Source organism: Mesorhizobium sp. L48C026A00 (assembly GCF_000502375.1).
Taxonomy (GTDB): domain Bacteria; phylum Pseudomonadota; class Alphaproteobacteria; order Rhizobiales; family Rhizobiaceae; genus Mesorhizobium; species Mesorhizobium muleiense.
Window position 1 is genome coordinate 40863 of the sequence record NZ_AYWU01000036.1, and the last position, 16100, is coordinate 56962.

General features: G+C 60.0%; 11 protein-coding genes, 8 pseudogenes and 1 other annotated feature. Of the genes and pseudogenes, 9 read left to right on the top strand and 10 right to left on the bottom strand.

Translation table 11 applies throughout. The features are described from left to right. Window positions 1-129: 129 nt before the first annotated feature. Together X738_RS81340 and X738_RS81345 are read right to left on the bottom strand one after the other, a co-directional pair. On the bottom strand, window positions 130-873 hold the full coding sequence (locus X738_RS81340) for a hypothetical protein (RefSeq protein WP_051407977.1): 744 nt from the start codon (window positions 871-873) through the stop codon (window positions 130-132). Window positions 874-950: 77 nt separating this feature from the next. Next, window positions 951-1181 carry a hypothetical protein gene (locus X738_RS81345; protein WP_051407978.1) on the bottom strand — a complete coding sequence of 77 codons (231 nt, stop codon included), beginning with the start codon at window positions 1179-1181 and terminating at the stop codon, window positions 951-953. A gap of 53 nt (window positions 1182-1234) precedes the next feature. Between X738_RS81345 and X738_RS85455 the strand changes: the two genes are divergently transcribed. Further along, window positions 1235-1408, top strand: coding sequence for a hypothetical protein (locus tag X738_RS85455; protein ID WP_156942734.1), 174 nt, complete (start codon window positions 1235-1237; stop codon window positions 1406-1408). Between the two features lie 976 nt (window positions 1409-2384). Here X738_RS85455 and X738_RS76285 read toward each other — a convergent pair. Next, window positions 2385-2687 (bottom strand): DUF982 domain-containing protein, encoded by a 303-nt coding sequence (locus X738_RS76285; protein ID WP_023803263.1) that lies wholly within the window; start codon window positions 2685-2687, stop codon window positions 2385-2387. A gap of 716 nt (window positions 2688-3403) precedes the next feature. Between X738_RS76285 and X738_RS76290 the strand changes: the two are divergent. After that, window positions 3404-3828: pseudogene (locus X738_RS76290) on the top strand (EamA family transporter). 31 nt (window positions 3829-3859) lie between these two features. Here the strand turns inward: X738_RS76290 and X738_RS76295 are convergent. Both X738_RS76295 and X738_RS76300 read right to left on the bottom strand, forming a co-directional pair. After that, entirely contained in the window at window positions 3860-5188 is a 1329-nt protein-coding gene (locus X738_RS76295; RefSeq protein ID WP_023803264.1) for a sensor histidine kinase, read from the bottom strand. Continuing rightward, window positions 5185-5844 (bottom strand): response regulator transcription factor, encoded by a 660-nt coding sequence (locus X738_RS76300; protein WP_023803265.1) that lies wholly within the window; start codon window positions 5842-5844, stop codon window positions 5185-5187. Before X738_RS76300 ends, X738_RS76295 begins: the two co-directional genes overlap by 4 nt. A 118-nt stretch (window positions 5845-5962) precedes the next feature. Here X738_RS76300 and X738_RS76305 point away from each other — a divergent pair, with 118 nt between their 5' ends. Then, window positions 5963-6250, top strand: coding sequence for a PepSY domain-containing protein (locus tag X738_RS76305; protein ID WP_245277840.1), 288 nt, complete (start codon window positions 5963-5965; stop codon window positions 6248-6250). Between the two features lie 293 nt (window positions 6251-6543). After that, a complete protein-coding gene (locus X738_RS76310; protein ID WP_051407980.1) occupies window positions 6544-8418 on the top strand; it encodes an LTA synthase family protein in 1875 nt (624 codons plus the stop codon). A gap of 170 nt (window positions 8419-8588) precedes the next feature. Here X738_RS76310 and X738_RS76315 read toward each other — a convergent pair. Continuing rightward, a pseudogene (locus tag X738_RS76315) lies at window positions 8589-8891 on the bottom strand (integrase core domain-containing protein); the annotation flags it as partial. Between the two features lie 43 nt (window positions 8892-8934). Between X738_RS76315 and X738_RS76320 the strand changes: the two are divergent. Continuing rightward, window positions 8935-10337: pseudogene (locus X738_RS76320) on the top strand (IS30 family transposase). Window positions 10338-10344: 7 nt separating this feature from the next. Here X738_RS76320 and X738_RS76325 read toward each other — a convergent pair. Next, a pseudogene (locus X738_RS76325) lies at window positions 10345-11279 on the bottom strand (IS3 family transposase); the annotation flags it as partial. Further along, window positions 10879-10995 (bottom strand) — a sequence feature (AL1L pseudoknot). It overlaps the preceding pseudogene by 117 nt. 100 nt (window positions 11280-11379) lie before the next feature. After that, complete coding sequence (locus tag X738_RS86430) at window positions 11380-11586, bottom strand: hypothetical protein (RefSeq protein WP_023785262.1); 207 nt, start codon at window positions 11584-11586, stop codon at window positions 11380-11382. Here X738_RS86430 and X738_RS83720 point away from each other — a divergent pair. Together X738_RS83720 and X738_RS76340 are read left to right on the top strand one after the other, a co-directional pair. After that, window positions 11566-11701 (top strand): annotated as a pseudogene (locus X738_RS83720) (IS6 family transposase); the annotation flags it as partial. The gene X738_RS86430 and the pseudogene X738_RS83720 sit on opposite strands and share 21 nt — an antisense overlap. Before the next feature lie 83 nt (window positions 11702-11784). Beyond that, entirely contained in the window at window positions 11785-13704 is a 1920-nt protein-coding gene (locus X738_RS76340; RefSeq protein ID WP_023803271.1) for a potassium transporter Kup, read from the top strand. A 128-nt stretch (window positions 13705-13832) separates the two neighbouring features. Here the strand turns inward: X738_RS76340 and X738_RS76345 are convergent, their stop codons facing one another. Together X738_RS76345 and X738_RS83725 are read right to left on the bottom strand one after the other, a co-directional pair. Further along, a complete protein-coding gene (locus X738_RS76345; RefSeq protein ID WP_023803272.1) occupies window positions 13833-14549 on the bottom strand; it encodes an IS6 family transposase in 717 nt (238 codons plus the stop codon). 50 nt (window positions 14550-14599) lie between these two features. Then, a pseudogene (locus X738_RS83725) lies at window positions 14600-14763 on the bottom strand (DUF1403 family protein); the annotation flags it as partial. A gap of 723 nt (window positions 14764-15486) precedes the next feature. Between X738_RS83725 and X738_RS83735 the strand changes: the two are divergent. Together X738_RS83735 and X738_RS85465 are read left to right on the top strand one after the other, a co-directional pair. Next, window positions 15487-15706 (top strand): annotated as a pseudogene (locus tag X738_RS83735) (IS6 family transposase); the annotation flags it as partial. A gap of 306 nt (window positions 15707-16012) precedes the next feature. Next, window positions 16013-16100 (top strand): annotated as a pseudogene (locus X738_RS85465) (IS6 family transposase); the annotation flags it as partial.

Genomic DNA, 16100 nt, shown 5'->3' on the forward strand with positions numbered 1-16100 from the left:
TCCGGCACGAGCGTTTAGTCGCAGCCTAAGGCAGGCCAGCCGCCGTGAAAATGTCCTGTGCTCGAAAGAACTCCTTGGCCTGCTCCGTCGTTGCCACGAGCTCGTCCTCCGGCACATAGAAGACGACCGCTAGGTCGCTGACGGCTCGGGAGCAGCATACGTAAACAGACGCGTCGTGCGATCGAGAACGGAGTCCTTGCCTTCGGCGATGTTGGCCTTGTCAGTTTCAGAGAGCGGCGTGATGCCGAAGAATTTCCCGTAAGAGAATAGAGTGTATTTGGCTTCCTCGTCGTCAAGCACCACGAGGACCCGATCGAACTCGGCGCCCTTGACGCCTAGGTGCGTGTCGAAGGGCGACTGCCTTAGCACGTAGTTTTCGTAGTTCCACATCTGGCTCGCCTGACAGGCGAAGAAGGCGATCACTGCTGCGTCGTCGTCCGCTCCCTCGTCGGCGGGTGCGGCTGGAGGCAGGCCTTCTAGGCGAGACTTGAGGCGTTCGTAGATGGGATAGAGGTTTCGATTGAGGAGCAGCGTCAGAACATCGCGGGTCGATGTGTTTGGATCGTCGAACAGCGCAACGAGATCGTCGAGGTTGGCTTTCAACTTGTCGAGAATCTGACGGGCGGTGTCGGGCTTGAGGTTGTCCGACTGCAGCGCTGGTGCCGTGGTTCGTAGCAATCTCATGGCGGCGAAATCCCCGCCGGTCTTTATCGCCCTCACGATCGGCATGACATACTGAATGAAGGGGCGCAGCACCCATGCGGATCCATCGAGCAAACCGTCCTTCAGGCTGCTTGAGCCATGATCATTAAGTGCGGCGTAGATGTCGGGGAAACCCATGTTCTGTTCTGCCATGCGGTGAACGAGAACCATGACCTTGACTCCCTCAATGGAGTGGTCGAGCCATTTCTGGTCGCCATTCTGCTCACTGAGCCATTGGCGGACACGGTTCAGGTTGCCGCTACGGGCATGTCGGCCGGCAGGATGAAGATCCTCGCTGTCCCTGGCACTGAGACGAGTTCGCCGTCCGCTTCGACCATCTTGCCGCGAGTCTGGTCAAGGCCGTCTCCTTTGGCCCTGATCCTGTTGACGACGTCCAGGACGAGGCGCGGACAACGGAAGTTCTCGGGCTTGGTGATAGGCTCCCAACCGTCCTCCTTTTCAATTTCGCCGACGCCCATAAGGTAGATCTTCTGCAGGGGTCGCCAAGGAAGCCGAGGCAGAACCGGCCGGTATGCTCGACGGCGACGTTTCGAAAAGCCTCGACAACCTTCAGATCTATGTCCTGACTCTCGTCGACGAACAGGTACGGGAAGCGGTCTGCGACGAGCCGACGCATCAGGGCACTCGCGTTGATCAGTGCTGGACCGATCCTAAGAACGTCGTCATGTCCGAGTACGCCGTCTGAGTAGTTGCTGCTGATGCCGTAAGTGAACTGTTTAATGGTCTTTATGGTCTTGAGCTGTTGGTCGTAGCGGACCAGGTCCGCCTCGAGCCTTAGCTTTGTCGCCGCCTGAGTTCTGGGCTTCACCAGCCTCTCCTTGGCATCATCGATCTTCTCGTTGATACGGCCCCGGATCCATTCGCGAATGTCGTTGGTGAAGGGCCGGATGATGTTCCAAAGGAACTGTGGATGGTCGAGACATAAAAGAGCGGCGCATTGCCGACATCGCCCCAGATCTCTCCCACCGCGATTTCCGTGTAGGTGATGCAGGCGATCTGCTGACCCTTCTGGCGAAGACGAGGGCCGCGAAGCTCCTGGAGCCTCTTGAACCCGCTTTGAACGTCTCCGCTTCCCATTAGGCGCGAAATCGCTTTGACTGTTCCGTGTCGCTGGCGCATCCCGATGAATGTGGTTGGGCGATATCCGTTCTGCCCGGACAGCCGCACAGTCTCGTCAATGAATGATTCCAAAGCTAGGCTTGCCATCGCGAATTCCCATGCGTTCTGGTTATGCATAAAGGCGGGCCGTTATGCGACAACGCCTATGCGAGTCGAATAGAGACACTTCTCTATTCGACGTGTTGAGGTCAACCACTGCGCTACCGAGCTTCTCAGGGTCTCCGGCATTTTGACGTCTTTCGCAGGCCTTGCTTCTTGGGGGTCGGCGTTTTCGCCCTCCCAAATATGGGTTTCCCGCGTCCAGCTCGGTGAGCTCCAGCCACATGCAATGCAAGATGACCGCCAGGGCGACGTGCTTTAGGCATCACGCGCGCCGCTTGGCGATGTTCCATCGCCCAGGCCTTGAGCCACGACCATTCGTCACGCGAGTCATCGCTCTGACCTTTTGCGACCGGCTTCTGCCCAATAAGGCCGACCGGGGGGCAGCTTGGCATACGCGAGACTCTTGGCGGCGGCAAAAGAGGCGGACCGCCGAAACGAGCCTACACCTGCGCCTGTCCACCGCCCGAATTGGAAGCAGCGATCCACGGCATTACCGCCTCGGGGTCTTCCAGGATTCCGGCTCGCTTCGCGAAGCCGACAAAGGCATCGCGCGCCACGTCCAGCGGCTTGAAGCCATCATGCGCTTGGATGCATGCGCGAAGAGCTGTTTCATGAATCAGACTGCGGCGGTCCTCCGGCCATTCCTCCAGAAACTCGATCGCGCCTGCTAGATCGACGATCTCCTGCACGAGGTAGGATCCATGCTTGACGGATACGGGGCTGCTGAATGCCGTGACGTTCATTCGTTCCTCCAAATTGTCGAACGGCTCGGGCGTATGACGAAACTGCCTTTGAGAGTCGTCGGAGACATCGCAGAATGTGTTGTCAACCTGATGACGGTTCAAGATGACGCATGCCTCGCCAGCAGCCGACTGCCCGCGGGCAAGGATGCCGACTTGGCTTGCAGCGCCGTTTGGCAGCCCGGCGAGGGACGCTCTCACCCGTGTTACACTCGAAACCATCTCCAGCTATTACCTTGATATCTTCCAGGAGGATTTTGAAAATGGTTACCTCGAAGGTCCTCGTCGTCCGTATAGTCGCGGTTTCTCGCCCTCGGAATCGACTGCTCGGCTGTCCGGATTACTGCCGGTATAGGCTCCGTAGATCAGGCCGTCGCCACGGATAGGACGCCGAATTTCGAGAACGAGCTTGCGTGCACCGTCCGGCTTACCCGCGAACCCACAATCCGGCGGGCTTGGGCGTCGAAACACGAATTCAACATAGACGAAGCCGGGTCAAGCGACGGCGTAAGTCAAGCCCTTGATTGCCGAAGGTCGAAGCTATCGCTGGATCGCGCGTGACCTTGGCATAAGCAAGCATACGGTCGGTGATATCGCCAAGCGCGAGCGGCGTCGGTCGCAAAATGCACGGATATAACTATCGGGGTGAATGGCGGGAAAGAGGTGGTGAACTGTCCGTCAGCAAGCCGATGATCCCTCAACCGCATAGGTGGCAGACAATGATTCAATCGTGGCAGACGTGGGCAGTCCTTTCGGCAGTCTTTGCCGCCCTCACCGCGATTTTCGCCAAAGTCGGCGTTGACAATGTCTACAGCGAATTCGCGACGTTTATCCGGACAATCGTCATCCTGGACGCCGCTGGCGTACTGGTCACGGTTACGGGACAGTGGCAGCGCCCTCCAGTGTCACGCCTCGCAGCTGGACATTCCTCATTTTGTCGGGTCTTGCCACGGGTGCGTCATGGCTCCGCTATTTCCGCGCGCTGAAGCTTGGTGACGCAGCGCGGGTTGCGCCTGTCGACAAGCTCAGCGTCGTCATGGTCGCCATTTTTGCGGTAATTTTGTTGGGCGAGCGCCTGTCCGGCTACAACTGGCTCGGGATCCTGCTGGTCGCCACTGGTGCAATCCTGATCGCTTACCGTTGAAGCGATCGTCGCCTTGGCCGGGGGACAACTACTAGGGAAGGTTCATCACGGCCTCAAAGCCGTCTGACTGTCTGGTTGCCGGAGACTTGAACTGGATAGTACCCCCCATTCTTTCCACCAGTGAGGTCGCGATAGACAGGCCAAGGCCAGATCCGCTCGCCTCTGTACGCCCTCGCTTGCAACGCGTGGTGAGGTCGTCGAGGTTGGCCGCCGCCACAACGGGTCCGGCATTGGTAATCGTCACGGTGCAAGGGTCTGACAGGGCAATCGTGACGGGTCTGTCGTCGCTGCCATGGATAAGGGCGTTCTCGATCAGATTGCGCAAGACGATGCCGAACGCGTCGACATCTATCCGTCTTACCATCGAGAACGTGGGTGGTGCATCAACCGTCAGACGGCCTGAATACTCCCGGGTTCGCTGAAACTCGTCCGCGACCAGCCGAACGACCGGAACAAGGTCGGTCTCTGTGTCCGACAACCCGATGCCAGCGTCGGCGCGGGCCATTTGAAGCAGCTTTTCTGTCAAACGGCTGAGATTGGTAAGCGAGCCTTCAATCTCCCTCGCACGTTTCCTGCTGGCCCCATTCGGCAGTTCGCGCACCAGCCGTTGGGTCTGCGCCAGCGCGCCGGCAATGGGCGTACGCAGTTCGTGCGCGCTGTTGGCGGCAAACTCGCGCTCGCTCTCCAGTGCCGTGCGCAGGCGGTCGAGCAATCGATCTACGGACGTCCGGATGGATTGCAGTTCAATCGGCAATCCAACTGTAGAGATTGGAGCCAGGTTGCCGCAGTCCCGGGCGCCGATCTCGGCCCGCAGATCATCCAGCGGCGCAAGCATCCGCCGCACAATCCACCAGATGCCACCTATGCTGAGTGGAACAAGAAGCAGCAGCGGCAGGAACAAGGCTGTGGCGCTTTCGGCCATTGCCTCCTGACGATAGTCAAGCGGATCGGCGACCTGAAGCAGCGATCCGCTCACAGCGTCCGTGCTGTAGATGCGATGTGTCGGCGAATCGAAGAAGCCCTTCTGCAGAGGCGCGTCGAATGGCTGAGGTTGGACGTCGTGTGAATATATCAGCACGCGACCATCTCGATCGCGCAGCTGGTAGGTCAGGTAGCTTTCACCTGCGACCGTACTCGCGCGCATGCGCCGTGGTGACGATCCTGAATCCTGAGAAAGCTGGCCCTCCACGACCAATGGCAACAGCCGGTCGGCGGTTTCTTGCAACGCGCTGTCGAAGACTTCGTCCAGCTCTTCACGGATAACAAAGGCGCTGACAGCTACGGCGGCGATCCAGAAAAGAACGGTGGCGACCGTCAGCCAGATTATGAGCCGACGCGTGATGCTGATTGATCGAGTCATACCGCAAGCCTGTAACCGACCCCGCGCAAAGTCGATATTTTTTTGGCTCCCAGCTTCTTCCGAAGGCGGCTTACATAGACCTCGACAGTGTTGCTCTCTACTTCCGCCCCGAATTCGTAGAGCGCGTCTTCGATCGCATTCTTCGGGACGGTGGCTCCGGGTCGACTGGAGAGAGCGTCCAGAACTGCCCACTCGCGGCCGGTCAGTTCTACGATCACGCCGTCTACTTTCGCAATCCTGTCCACGGAGACTATCTCGACCCCTCCAAACTTGATGGAAGGACCAGACGGAGCGGCGCCAGCACGGCGCGCCACAGCGTGGATTCGCGCTGACAACTCTCCGAGGTCGAAAGGTTTCACAAGGTAGTCGTCCGCGCCCGCATTGAGCCCCTCAATCCTGTCAGAGATCTGGTCGCGAGCAGTCAAGACAATCACCGGCGTACGATCTTCACGCGCCCGCATCGCACGGAGATATTCCACGCCAGATCCATCAGGTAGCTGGAGATCGAGCAATGTCAGTCCGTACCGGGCGACGTCGGCGAATTCGCGCGCTTGCAGGAGTGACTGCGCCCAATCGGCGGCATGGCCGTCTGCGGCGATGTGATCCCGCACAGCGCTTCCAATCCTTTTGTCGTCTTCAACGAGCAATATGCGCAACGCCAATCCCAACCATGAATTGCCCGACACACTATAGCGCAAACCTGACGGCTTCCTGAACCGGCGGCTTTCAGGCTGGTGTCAGGTTCGCGTGTCATGAAGCGGTGACTTGAAGTTCGTGTCCGGAGTTGACGTGACAGTCTTGCACGTAGCCGCGCTGGTAATCGCATCGACATTCTCGGCCCTGGCCGCAGACGCCTGCGATGTGCCGGTGGTCGACTGGCAACCGCGCGAGACCCTGAAATCACAACTGGAGTCCGCAGGCTGGAGCGTAACGTCCATCACCGCAAAGAGCGGCTGCTACGAAGCAACCGGCACGGACAATGCCGGCCACGTCGTCGTCGCCACGTTCAATCCCCAAACGCTCGCGCCTGTCGGACAGCAGCATGAAATCCCCAATTCCTAGACCAAGGTATGTTGCATGAAATCGAGTATCAGTTGGGTTCATGTTGGTTGCCTTCTTGGCCCATTGGTAATCGCCGTCGTCCTGCTGGCGTCGTTCGGCCAGGTCAGAGCGCATGACAGAACCCCAGCATGCGCGGCGCAATCCGTGATGGATTTCGTGTCCGATTCCTGTCGGTAAGCACTTCGGAGCAGTAACTCCCACAAATTTGAAAAGGCGTGTCCATTTTGACAGTGCTTCACTCGACCGCCAGGCATGACCTGGGTTTTCGTTCGCCCAGGTTGCCCGCGGTTCTGTTGACTTATCCGGCAATCCTTGCCGCTTGTGCGCTGGCCATTTTCATGGCGACAAGGCTCGGCCTGACAATCCACAGCGCCCGCGACATCGGGATGCCGGTCCTGCCACACGTGTTTGGCCGAGGCGTCTGGTTCGATCTTGTCACCATCGGCGCCCTTCTATCGCCTTTCCTCTTCGTCAACGCCGTTCTCCCGAATCGATTGCGCCAAAGCCGTGGTTTTGCCTGGCTGAGCAAGGCAGTGGTCTGGTTCGTCGTGTGCTTGCTGTTGTTCTCCGCCATCGGCGAATTCTTCTTCTGGGAAGAGTTCGCAACGCGCTATAACTTCATTGCCGTCGACTACCTCGTCTACACGCAGGAAGTTATCGCAAACATCACCCAGTCCTATCCGGTTACGCCTCTCCTCATCGGCATCGGCCTTGTTGCGGCAGGATTCATCTGGGCTTTGCGACGCTGGTTCACGGCCGTTGAGACTACGCCGTACAGCGGCAGAACGCGGCTGATCATGCTGGCCTTGGCCGTCATTGGCCCTTGTCTTTCACTTCTCACTAACATCGATCAGATGCGCGGGTCGGGTAACGCCTATGCTGATGAGCTTTCTGGAAACGGCCTGTTCAGTCTCGTTTCGGCCTTCTTCTTGAATGAGCTCGACTATGATCGGTTCTACGTGACCATTCCGGCGGACAAGGCGAACAGGATTCTTGTCGATCTCAAAGTTTCTCGGGCCAAACAGGATGAGCCTGGCGGCCCGACGGCTTCCATGCCTTCCTATCTCGTCCGCCGACCGAAGAATGTAGTTCTCATCACGGTTGAAAGCCTGTCGGCCGAGTTCCTCGGAAGCTATGGTAGCACAAAGGGTCTGACGCCAAATCTCGACCGCATCGCCTCACAGGGGCTGATGTTCGACAGGCTATTCGCCACCGGAACGCGCACGGTGCGCGGGTTGGAGGCAACCTCGCTAGGCACGCCGCCTGTCCCCGGGCAGGCCATCGTCAGGCGGCCTCAAAGCGACCATCTGACAACGCTGGGCGAAATCCTCCATCGCGATGGTTTCGACACAGGGTTCGCATACGGTGGCAATGCGTTCTTCGACAATATGGCAGCCTATTTCAGCGGCAACGACTATGCCGTCCTCGACCAGGGCGATTTTCCGCCTGACGCGATCGCGTTCGAGAACGCCTGGGGCGTCGCTGACGAAAGCCTGTTGGATAATGTCACGAGCCAACTGGACAAGCAGACAGCCGGGAAGAAGCCCTTCTTCATGCATGTGATGACGACGTCAAACCATCGCCCATACACCTATCCTGATGGCCGCATCGATATCGCCTCACCTGGCGGACGCGATGGCGCGGTCAAGTACACGGACTATGCGATTGGGCGTTTCTTGCAGCAGGCGGCGACCAAGCCCTGGTTCGCGAACACGCTGTTCATCATCACCGCTGATCATTGCGCTTCTGCAGCCGGCAAGACTGAACTTCCCGTGGGCGGCTATCATATCCCGATGTTCTTCTATGGACCGGGCCTGGTTAAGCCCGGGCATATCAGTACGCTTGTCAGCCAGATCGATCTCCCGCCGACGATCCTCCGTGCACTGGGTGCGAGTGGCGAAAGCCACTTCTTCGGCAGGGCAATCGACGGGTCCAAGTCCGACAACGAGCGCGCCTTCATCAGCAACTATCAGTCGCTCGGGTACATGAAGAACGGGACTTTGACCGTCCTGCGTCCGAAGGGCGTGGTCGAGAGCTATGCCGTGGATCCGACCACCCTCGCTTCACGCCCCGCCCCAGTGAACGCACAGCTGCGTGACGAGGCGATTGCCTACTATCAGACGGCATCGCGCGACTTCAAAACAGGCGTACTCCGGGCCGCTTGGTAGGACGTGCCGACGAGATTCACGAATTGGAAATGATCTAATGAATGAGTCCCGCCCGATGGACCTGTCGCACTAGCGCTCCTTTGGTGCGCACTCGTTTTCGCCTCGCATGTCATTGAAGTGCGGGGGCGACATGAACCGCGCCGGGTTTTCCGGAGGCCGTTTCGTTTGAGTCACGCGGCTATGGCTGGTTCATCCAGCATGGCGTAGTAGCGTTCCTCGGCTTCGGCCGGCGGGATGTTGCCGATGGGCTCCAGCAGCCGGCGATTGTTGAAGCAGTCGACCCATTCGAGCGTGGCGAACTCGACGGCCTCGAATGAGCGCCAGGGTCCGCGTCGATGGATCACCTCGGCCTTGTAAAGACCGTTGATCGTTTCGGCGAGAGCATTGTCGTAAGCGTCGCCGACACTGCCCACCGAGGGTTCGACGCCGGCCTCCGCCAAGCGCTCGGTGTATCGAATGCTGACGTATTGGGCGGATTCAACCGGTCGTCGCAACACCAAGGGATTGGAGGTTGCAATGACGGTTCACCAACGCGCTTCAGATCGGTGCACTCGAAAGAAGCTAGATTCGCCCGGGCGTCCGCCTGCCTGGCAGCGTGAGAATCGCTTCCGGTTCTGGCAAGCTATTGCCTTGGGACGTTCGAGCGAGGAGGCCGCACTGGATGCCGGTATATCAACGCCTCTTGGTCCGCGCTGGTTTCGGAGTGCAGGAGGGATGCCGCCAACGCATTTGGCGCCGTGGGCGAAGCCGCCTTCGGGGCGATATCTTTCTTTCGGGAGCGCGAGGATATTGCGCTCGAGCTTGCCAAGGGAATCGGCATCCGGGCCATTGCGCGTAAGCTAGGTCGGCCGCCGAGCACAATCTCGCGGGAGGTCAGGCGCAATGCCGCGACGCGCAGCGGCAATCTGGATTACCGGGCCAGTGCCGCCCAATGGCACGCCGATCGTGCGTCCCGGCGGCCTCCTGGCAAGCTGGCGGTCAATCCGGCTCTGCGTGAATATGTTGAGGAGCGCTTGGCCGGCAAAGTCACCAACCCGCATGGCGCCTCATTCGAGGGCCCCAAGGTGGGTATGGAAAAAGCGAAGGGCTGTTCACCGGCAGAGCCGGAGGTGGTCGGCAGCCTGGAGCCCCGAGCAGATCGCTCATCGGCTTCAGATCGATTACCCAGAGGATCAAACCATGCGGATCAGCCACGAGACGATCTATCAGTCCTTGTACATTCAAGGACGCGGAGCATTGCGCCGAGAACTGACCGCATGTCTGCGTTCAGGCCGAGCGTTGCGCGTACCGCGCGAACGGTCCCGAGTGCGCAACAAGTCCTTCATTGGAGACGCCGTTATGATAAGCGACCGTCCGGCCGAAATTGCCGATCGGGCTGTCCCCGGACATTGGGAAGGCGACCTCATCCTTGGCCTCGGAAGCTCGGCGATCGGCACGCTCGTGGAACGAAGTTCACGCTTCACAATGCTGCTTCACCTGCCGCGCATGCATGGCTATCAGCAGAGCCTGCGCATCAAGAACGGTCCACCACTTGCCGGCCACGGCGCTGAAGCAGTCCGCAGAGCCATAGCCCGATCCATGGGCAAACTTCCCGAGCAACTGCGTCAGTCGCTGACTTGGGACCAGGGAGCGGAAATGGCGCAGCACGCCGACCTGCGCATCGACACCGGGCTCGAGATTTACTTCTGCGATCCCCAAAGCCCGTGGCAGCGAGGCGCAACGAAAACACCAACGGCTTGCTGAGACAGTACTTTCCAAAGGGCACGGATCTCAGTCGGCACACAGCCCGGGAACTGGACGCAGTCGCCCATGCTATCAACACAAGGCCGCGCAAAACGCTCGGCTGGAAAACACCTGCCGAAGTCCTCGACCAGCTCCTTGGGGGACAGTATGATGCCGGTGTTGCGACGACCGGTTGAATCCGCCTTGGCTGCCTCTATCGCTGTGATGGATGAGCCCGCCTCCCTGCACGGGCCGCCGATCATGTAATGCCTGTTCCAGGGCATCGAGAACGAAGGCTGCATGCGCCGTCCGGCTCACCCGCCAGCCGACGATCCGACGGGCATAGGTGTCGATGACAAAGGCGACATAGACGAAGCCCGTCCAGGTCGCGACGTAGGTGAAGTCGGAGACCCACAGCATGTTCGGCCTCGGCGCATGGAACTGGCGATTGACATGGTCCCGAGGACATCGTGCCGCCTTGTCGCTCACCGTGGTGCGGATCGGCTTGCCGCGGATGATGCCTTCGAGGCCCATGGCCTTCATCAAGCGGGCAACCGTGCAGCGGGCGACGTCGAAGCCCTCGCGCTGCAACTGCCGCCAAACCTTGCGAACGCCGTAAACGCGGAAATTCGCCTCGAACACGCGTCGGACCTCATCCTTCAAAGCCTCATCCCGCTTTGCCCGAGCCGACAGCCGGGAGGGATCAATACGCTTGGCGACATGGTCGTGGTAGGTCGACGGGGCGATCGGCAACACCTTGCAGATCGGCTCGACCCCATGCGCCTCGCGGTGATCGTCGATGAACGCGATCATGGCTTGAACCGGCGGTCGAGCTCCGCCTGGGCAAAATACGCGCTCGCCTTGCGCAGGATCTCGTTGGCCTGCCGAAGCTCGCGATTCTCGCGTTCCAAAGCCTTGAGTTTCGTCGCCACATCCGTAGGCACACCGGCGCGCACGCCGCTGTCACGCTCGGCTTTCTTCACCCACTTATGCAGCGTCTGCGCCGTGCAGCCGATCTTGGCGGCGATCGATGAAACCGCCGCCCACCGCGACGTATGCTCGCGTTCGTGATCCAGAACCAGCCGCACCGCGCGGGTCCGGACCCCGGGAGAGAACTTGTTGGTCGTCTTGCTTGTCATGGCTCCACCTTCTCAGGAGTTGGAGCCTCCGATCAACCCGGGGCGGTTCACAACAAGGGGTCACGGATCAATCGAGGCGGGAACCCTAGAGAATCAGCCCTCAGAGCCTTTGGTAATAGACCGACCCCTCGCACCGGTTTGGGCTGGGTGTACAAGTCAGGTTTTCATCAGGTTCGACGAGTATGTCTGGCAGCCAGAGCGCGACCACTTCCGTGCCCGCCCGCTCGTCTGGCAGACACACAAAGGAGAAAGATATGCCGTCTGCTACAAGCAGCGCCATCGTTTCCTGCCGCAGATCATCGCCCATCCGGTCTGGCTCTCCTTCAGGTTCCCCTTGAGCCTGTGTCTCGTCGAGCAAATGGCGCTGGAGCGGGATCGTGGTTTCGTATGAGACAATCCGCCGGTGCGGCAACAAATGCGGTCCGCATACGGAGCCATTACGTCGCGGCACTTGATATTGCAGTGCAGCAAAGGTAGAGGGCCGCCCCTTATCGGAGTGTCGTCCATGGTCCTTACCAATACTGGTAGCGAGGCAGAACCCGTCGAACAGTCGAGCCATCCGGCAATCGAACAGCAAAGCCCCAACGTGCTGATGCTAGGCGCGCTCGGCGTTGTCTATGGCGATATTGGCACCAGCCCGATCTACGCGTTCCGTGAGGCGCTGGTGGCGTCGTCGGGCGGCAATGTCGCCGAGCGCGGCGATATCCTCGGCGTGCTGTCGCTGATCATCTGGTCGCTGACTATCATCGTCACCATCAAGTACATCATGTTCGTGCTGCGCGCCGATAACGGCGGCGAGGGCGGCGTGCTGTCGCTGATGGCGCTAGCGCGCGGCAGTTTCCCCATGCGGTCGGCGGTGATCCTGGGCATCGGCATTGTCGGCGCCTCGCTGTTTTTCGGCGACGCGGTCATCACGCCCGCGATTTCGGTGCTTTCGGCCGTCGAAGGCATGAACGTCGTCACGCCTGCTTTCCAGCCTTATGTGGTGCCGCTGACCCTGGTCATCCTCGCCATGGTGTTCGCGGTGCAGCGCTTTGGCACGGGTGGGGTGGGATTAGTCTTCGGTTCGGTGACCGCTGTATGGTTCCTGGCGATCGGCCTTTCCGGTCTCAACCACATCATCGCCGACCCGGAAATCCTGTGGGCGATCAGCCCGCATTACATTGTCGCCTTCCTGATCAATTCGCCCGACGTCGCTTTCGTCACCATCGGCGCCATCTTCCTTGCCGTCACCGGCGCGGAAGCGCTCTATGCCGATCTCGGCCATTTCGGACGCAGGCCCATCGTGCTCGCCTGGCTGTGGATCGTGTTTCCGTGCCTGCTGCTGAATTATGCCGGGCAGGGCGCCTTCGTGTTGGCGAAGAATGGCGTGGTCGGCCACCCATTCTTCGAGATGAATGAAGGTTGGGCTCTGATTCCCATGGTCGTGCTGGCGAGCGCCGCGACGGTCATCGCCAGCCAGGCGGTGATTTCCGGCGCCTTCTCGCTGACCAGGCAAGCGGTGCAGCTCAACATGCTGCCGCGGCTCCAAATCCTGCACACGTCGGAAAAACAGTCCGGCCAGATCTACATGCCGCGCGTCAACCTGTTGCTGGCGCTGGTGGTGATGCTGCTGGTGGTTGGCTTCGGCGAGTCCAGCAAGCTGGCGTCGGCCTACGGCATCTCTGTGACCGGCAACATGCTGGTGACCACGGTGCTGCTGTATGTGATCATGACCCGCATCTGGAAGTGGAAGCTGAGGGTGGCGATCGCCATGACGTCGCTGTTCGCCTTCATCGACGTCGGCTTCTTCGCCTCCAACATCGTCAAGGTGTTCGAGGGCGGCTGGGCCTCGCTGGCGGTGGCCTTCACCATCGTGCTGGCTATGTGGACCTGGGTGCGCGGCAGCCGCTATCTGTTCGAAAAGACCCACCGCAACGAGATCCCGCTCGATTTCCTCGCCGGCAATCTGTTGAAGAAAAAGCCGCAGCTTGTATCGGGCACGGCAGTGTTCCTGACCAGCGATCCCTTGAGTGCGCCGACAGCGCTGATGCACAGCCTCAAACACTACAAGGTCCTGCATGAGCAGAACGTCATCCTTTCGGTGGTGACGGCCCCGCAGCCGGTGGTGCCCGAGAACGAGCGGGGCAAGATGGAGACGGTCAACGAGCTGTTCATGCGGGTGACGCTGACCTTCGGCTACATGGAACAGCCCAACATTCCGCGCGCGCTGGCGACCTGCCGCAAGCAGGGCTGGAAGTTCGACATCATGACGACGTCCTTCTTCCTGTCGAGGCGCTCGCTCAAAGCCTCGCCCAATTCGGGCATGCCGGTGTGGCAGGACAAGCTGTTCATCGGCCTGGCACGCACGGCCGCCGATGCGACCGAGTATTTCCAGATCCCGACCGGACGCGTCGTCGAGATAGGAACGCAAGTGACGATTTAGGGCATGCCGCGGTTGAGAAGAATCGGTGCTGTCACATTGATTGAGCGGTAAGGAAATTCAGGTAGCAGCGCGCCCGGCACTGTAAAGTTTCAGCGGCTTGATGCAGCGATAGCTGGCCGGGACGGCTGTCACGCTGTGGCGACACACGCGATTTTGTTCCAGATTTGCATGGCGGCGTTACGCAGGTCTCGATGTTGAGCCGATGACAGCGCATTGCAGGGAAAGTGGAGCAGGTCGGCAATTGGATCATGGATGGAAACGAACCGCTGAAGCTGGCGTGCCGACTTGAAGCGTTTCATGATCCTTTCGCGTCGTCGGGTCGGCTGGCGCGAATTTTCCGCTCGATTATTCAGGCCTGTGTGCGACCGGTGTTCGACGCCGGGCATGAGGTCGCGCATGGCGGCATCATAGGATCGGAGCTTGTCGGTGATCATGATCCGTGGTGTCCGCCCTTGAGCCTTCAGCAACTTGCGCATCAGACGCTTTGCCGCCTTGGCATTTCGGCGGCTTTGTACCAGCACTTCGAGGACGAAGCCGTCCTGATCGACGGCACGCCAGAGCCACTGCTTCTTGCCACTGATAGCCACGACACATTCGTCGAGATGCCATTTGTCGCCCAGGCAGCCGGCTGACCGTCGCTTGATCTCCCGGGCGAAATGCCGTCCGAATTTCTCCGCGCAGCTTCGAACGGTCTGATGCGTGACGATGATGCCGCGGGCCGCCAGCATGTCCTCAACCATGCGCAGGCTGAGCGGAAAGCGAAAGTAGAGCCATACCGCGTGCGCAATGATCTCGGCGGGAAAGCGGTGGCGACCATAGAGCGGATCACGAGCAACTTCTGACATGGCCCAATGTACGCACATCTTCATAAGCTGTCGGTTGACTTTACGGTGCCGCGCCAAGCGAGCAGCATCTGGCCGGCGGGGCCGACCCCGTCTCCCGGTCGTGAGCAGAACGGCATCGCGCAGGGGCCGCTTCATCCTCGACGCGGCCAGCCTGCTTTGCCGTTACCGCCGCCGCCGAAAGCGCCAGGCGTTGCCGCCAGGCGCCGGTCCGCCGGCAGCGGTTCGTTTCCACCGATGATCCGATTGCCAACCAGTTCCACTTTCCCCCAATACCTGCGTAACGCCGCCATGCAAATCTGGAACAAAATCGCGTATGTCGCCGCAGCATGACAGCCGTCCCGGCCAGCTATCGCTGCATCAAGACGCTGATATCTTTACAGTGCCCGCACGCCTCTCGCGCGCCAACGGCCAGTCGGGTGTCGCGAATTGAGGCGCGCTGAAGCCGTCCGGCTCAGCCGATCATGGCGCTTCGGTTGCCGGGTTCGAGGTCGTGGCCTCTGCCGCTGCGCGATTCTAGCATTTGCGCCTTGGAGAGCTCTGCTTCAGCCTCGGCGAGGCATGGCTCGGCTGCGGTTCAACTGTCGCCGCTTCTCATTCACCTGAAATTGCTTCAGTCGGACCAGATTACCTCGTGGCTTCATGACTCGGTACTCCGGTACACATTTCGTCCAATCAAACCGCTCTCTCCCCCTTAACGTTAGGCCTACAGCGACTCTCACGGTTTCTGCTGCGAGCGGAAACATATTCTCCAAAATCCTTGGCCGATGGCTATGAGTTCAATGGCATCGACAAGCATGCGAGCGAGGGACTTAAGGGGCGGTAAAAAAAAGGCGGAATAGGGCGATTTCACAATGTCTGCATATGAACGCGTTGAGACCTGCGGCGGGCTTGTCACACGAAGCAATCGTCAAGATTTGCGACATGGACGCCGGGGGGCATGAATACGCCCGCCGTCAGCTACACGCCCCCCCCGATTTCCGCCGCCTATTATCGCCCACGCGGTCTGGCTTTATTTCCGGTTTCCGCTGAGCCTGCGCCTGGTTGAGGAAATGCTGCTGGAACGCGGCATCGTGGTTTCGTATGAGACAATTGGCCGGTGGGGCATCAAGTTCGGGCCGGACTACGCTCGCTGCTTGCGCCGCAAGCCGCCGTGCCGGAATGATGTCTGCTNGGTGGGGCATCAAGTTCGGGCCGGACTACGCTCGCTGCTTGCGCCGCAAGCCGCCGTGCCGGAATGATGTCTGCTGAACGAAGTGGTCGTCACCATCGCCCGGCTGTGCCAGCGCACCGAAATCGTCCAACAACTGCGCCTTGCCCAACGCCTTGAATATACTCGCGATAGCATGGACGTCGGCCTGCTGCAGCCGATCCTCGGCATATTGGAGGTAGTGCGCCAGCTGATGCAGCCGGTCCTTCAGCAAGGCGGGTTCGGCGACCTCGCCGGCGGTCTCTCCCCCTCGATGGCGGCCCAACGCTTCCTCCGCAAGGCGCTGACGCGCCATGGCCGGCCGGAGCGCATCGTCATCGACGGCAGCCAGACCAATTACGAGG

Bases quoted from the DNA above. Each gene is read 5' to 3' on its own strand.
- X738_RS86430 (WP_023785262.1), bottom strand. From the start codon at position 11,586: ATGGGCGATGATCTGCGGCAGGAAACGATGGCGCTGCTTGTAGCAGAC.
- X738_RS81340 (WP_051407977.1), bottom strand. From the start codon at position 873: ATGGTTCTCGTTCACCGCATGGCAGAACAGAACATGGGTTTCCCCGAC.
- X738_RS81345 (WP_051407978.1), bottom strand. From the start codon at position 1,181: ATGGGCGTCGGCGAAATTGAAAAGGAGGACGGTTGGGAGCCTATCACC.
- X738_RS76285 (WP_023803263.1), bottom strand. From the start codon at position 2,687: ATGAACGTCACGGCATTCAGCAGCCCCGTATCCGTCAAGCATGGATCC.
- X738_RS76345 (WP_023803272.1), bottom strand. From the start codon at position 14,549: ATGTCAGAAGTTGCTCGTGATCCGCTCTATGGTCGCCACCGCTTTCCC.
- X738_RS85455 (WP_156942734.1), top strand. From the start codon at position 1,235: ATGCTCGACGGCGACGTTTCGAAAAGCCTCGACAACCTTCAGATCTAT.
- X738_RS76295 (WP_023803264.1), bottom strand. From the start codon at position 5,188: ATGACTCGATCAATCAGCATCACGCGTCGGCTCATAATCTGGCTGACG.
- X738_RS76340 (WP_023803271.1), top strand. From the start codon at position 11,785: ATGGTCCTTACCAATACTGGTAGCGAGGCAGAACCCGTCGAACAGTCG.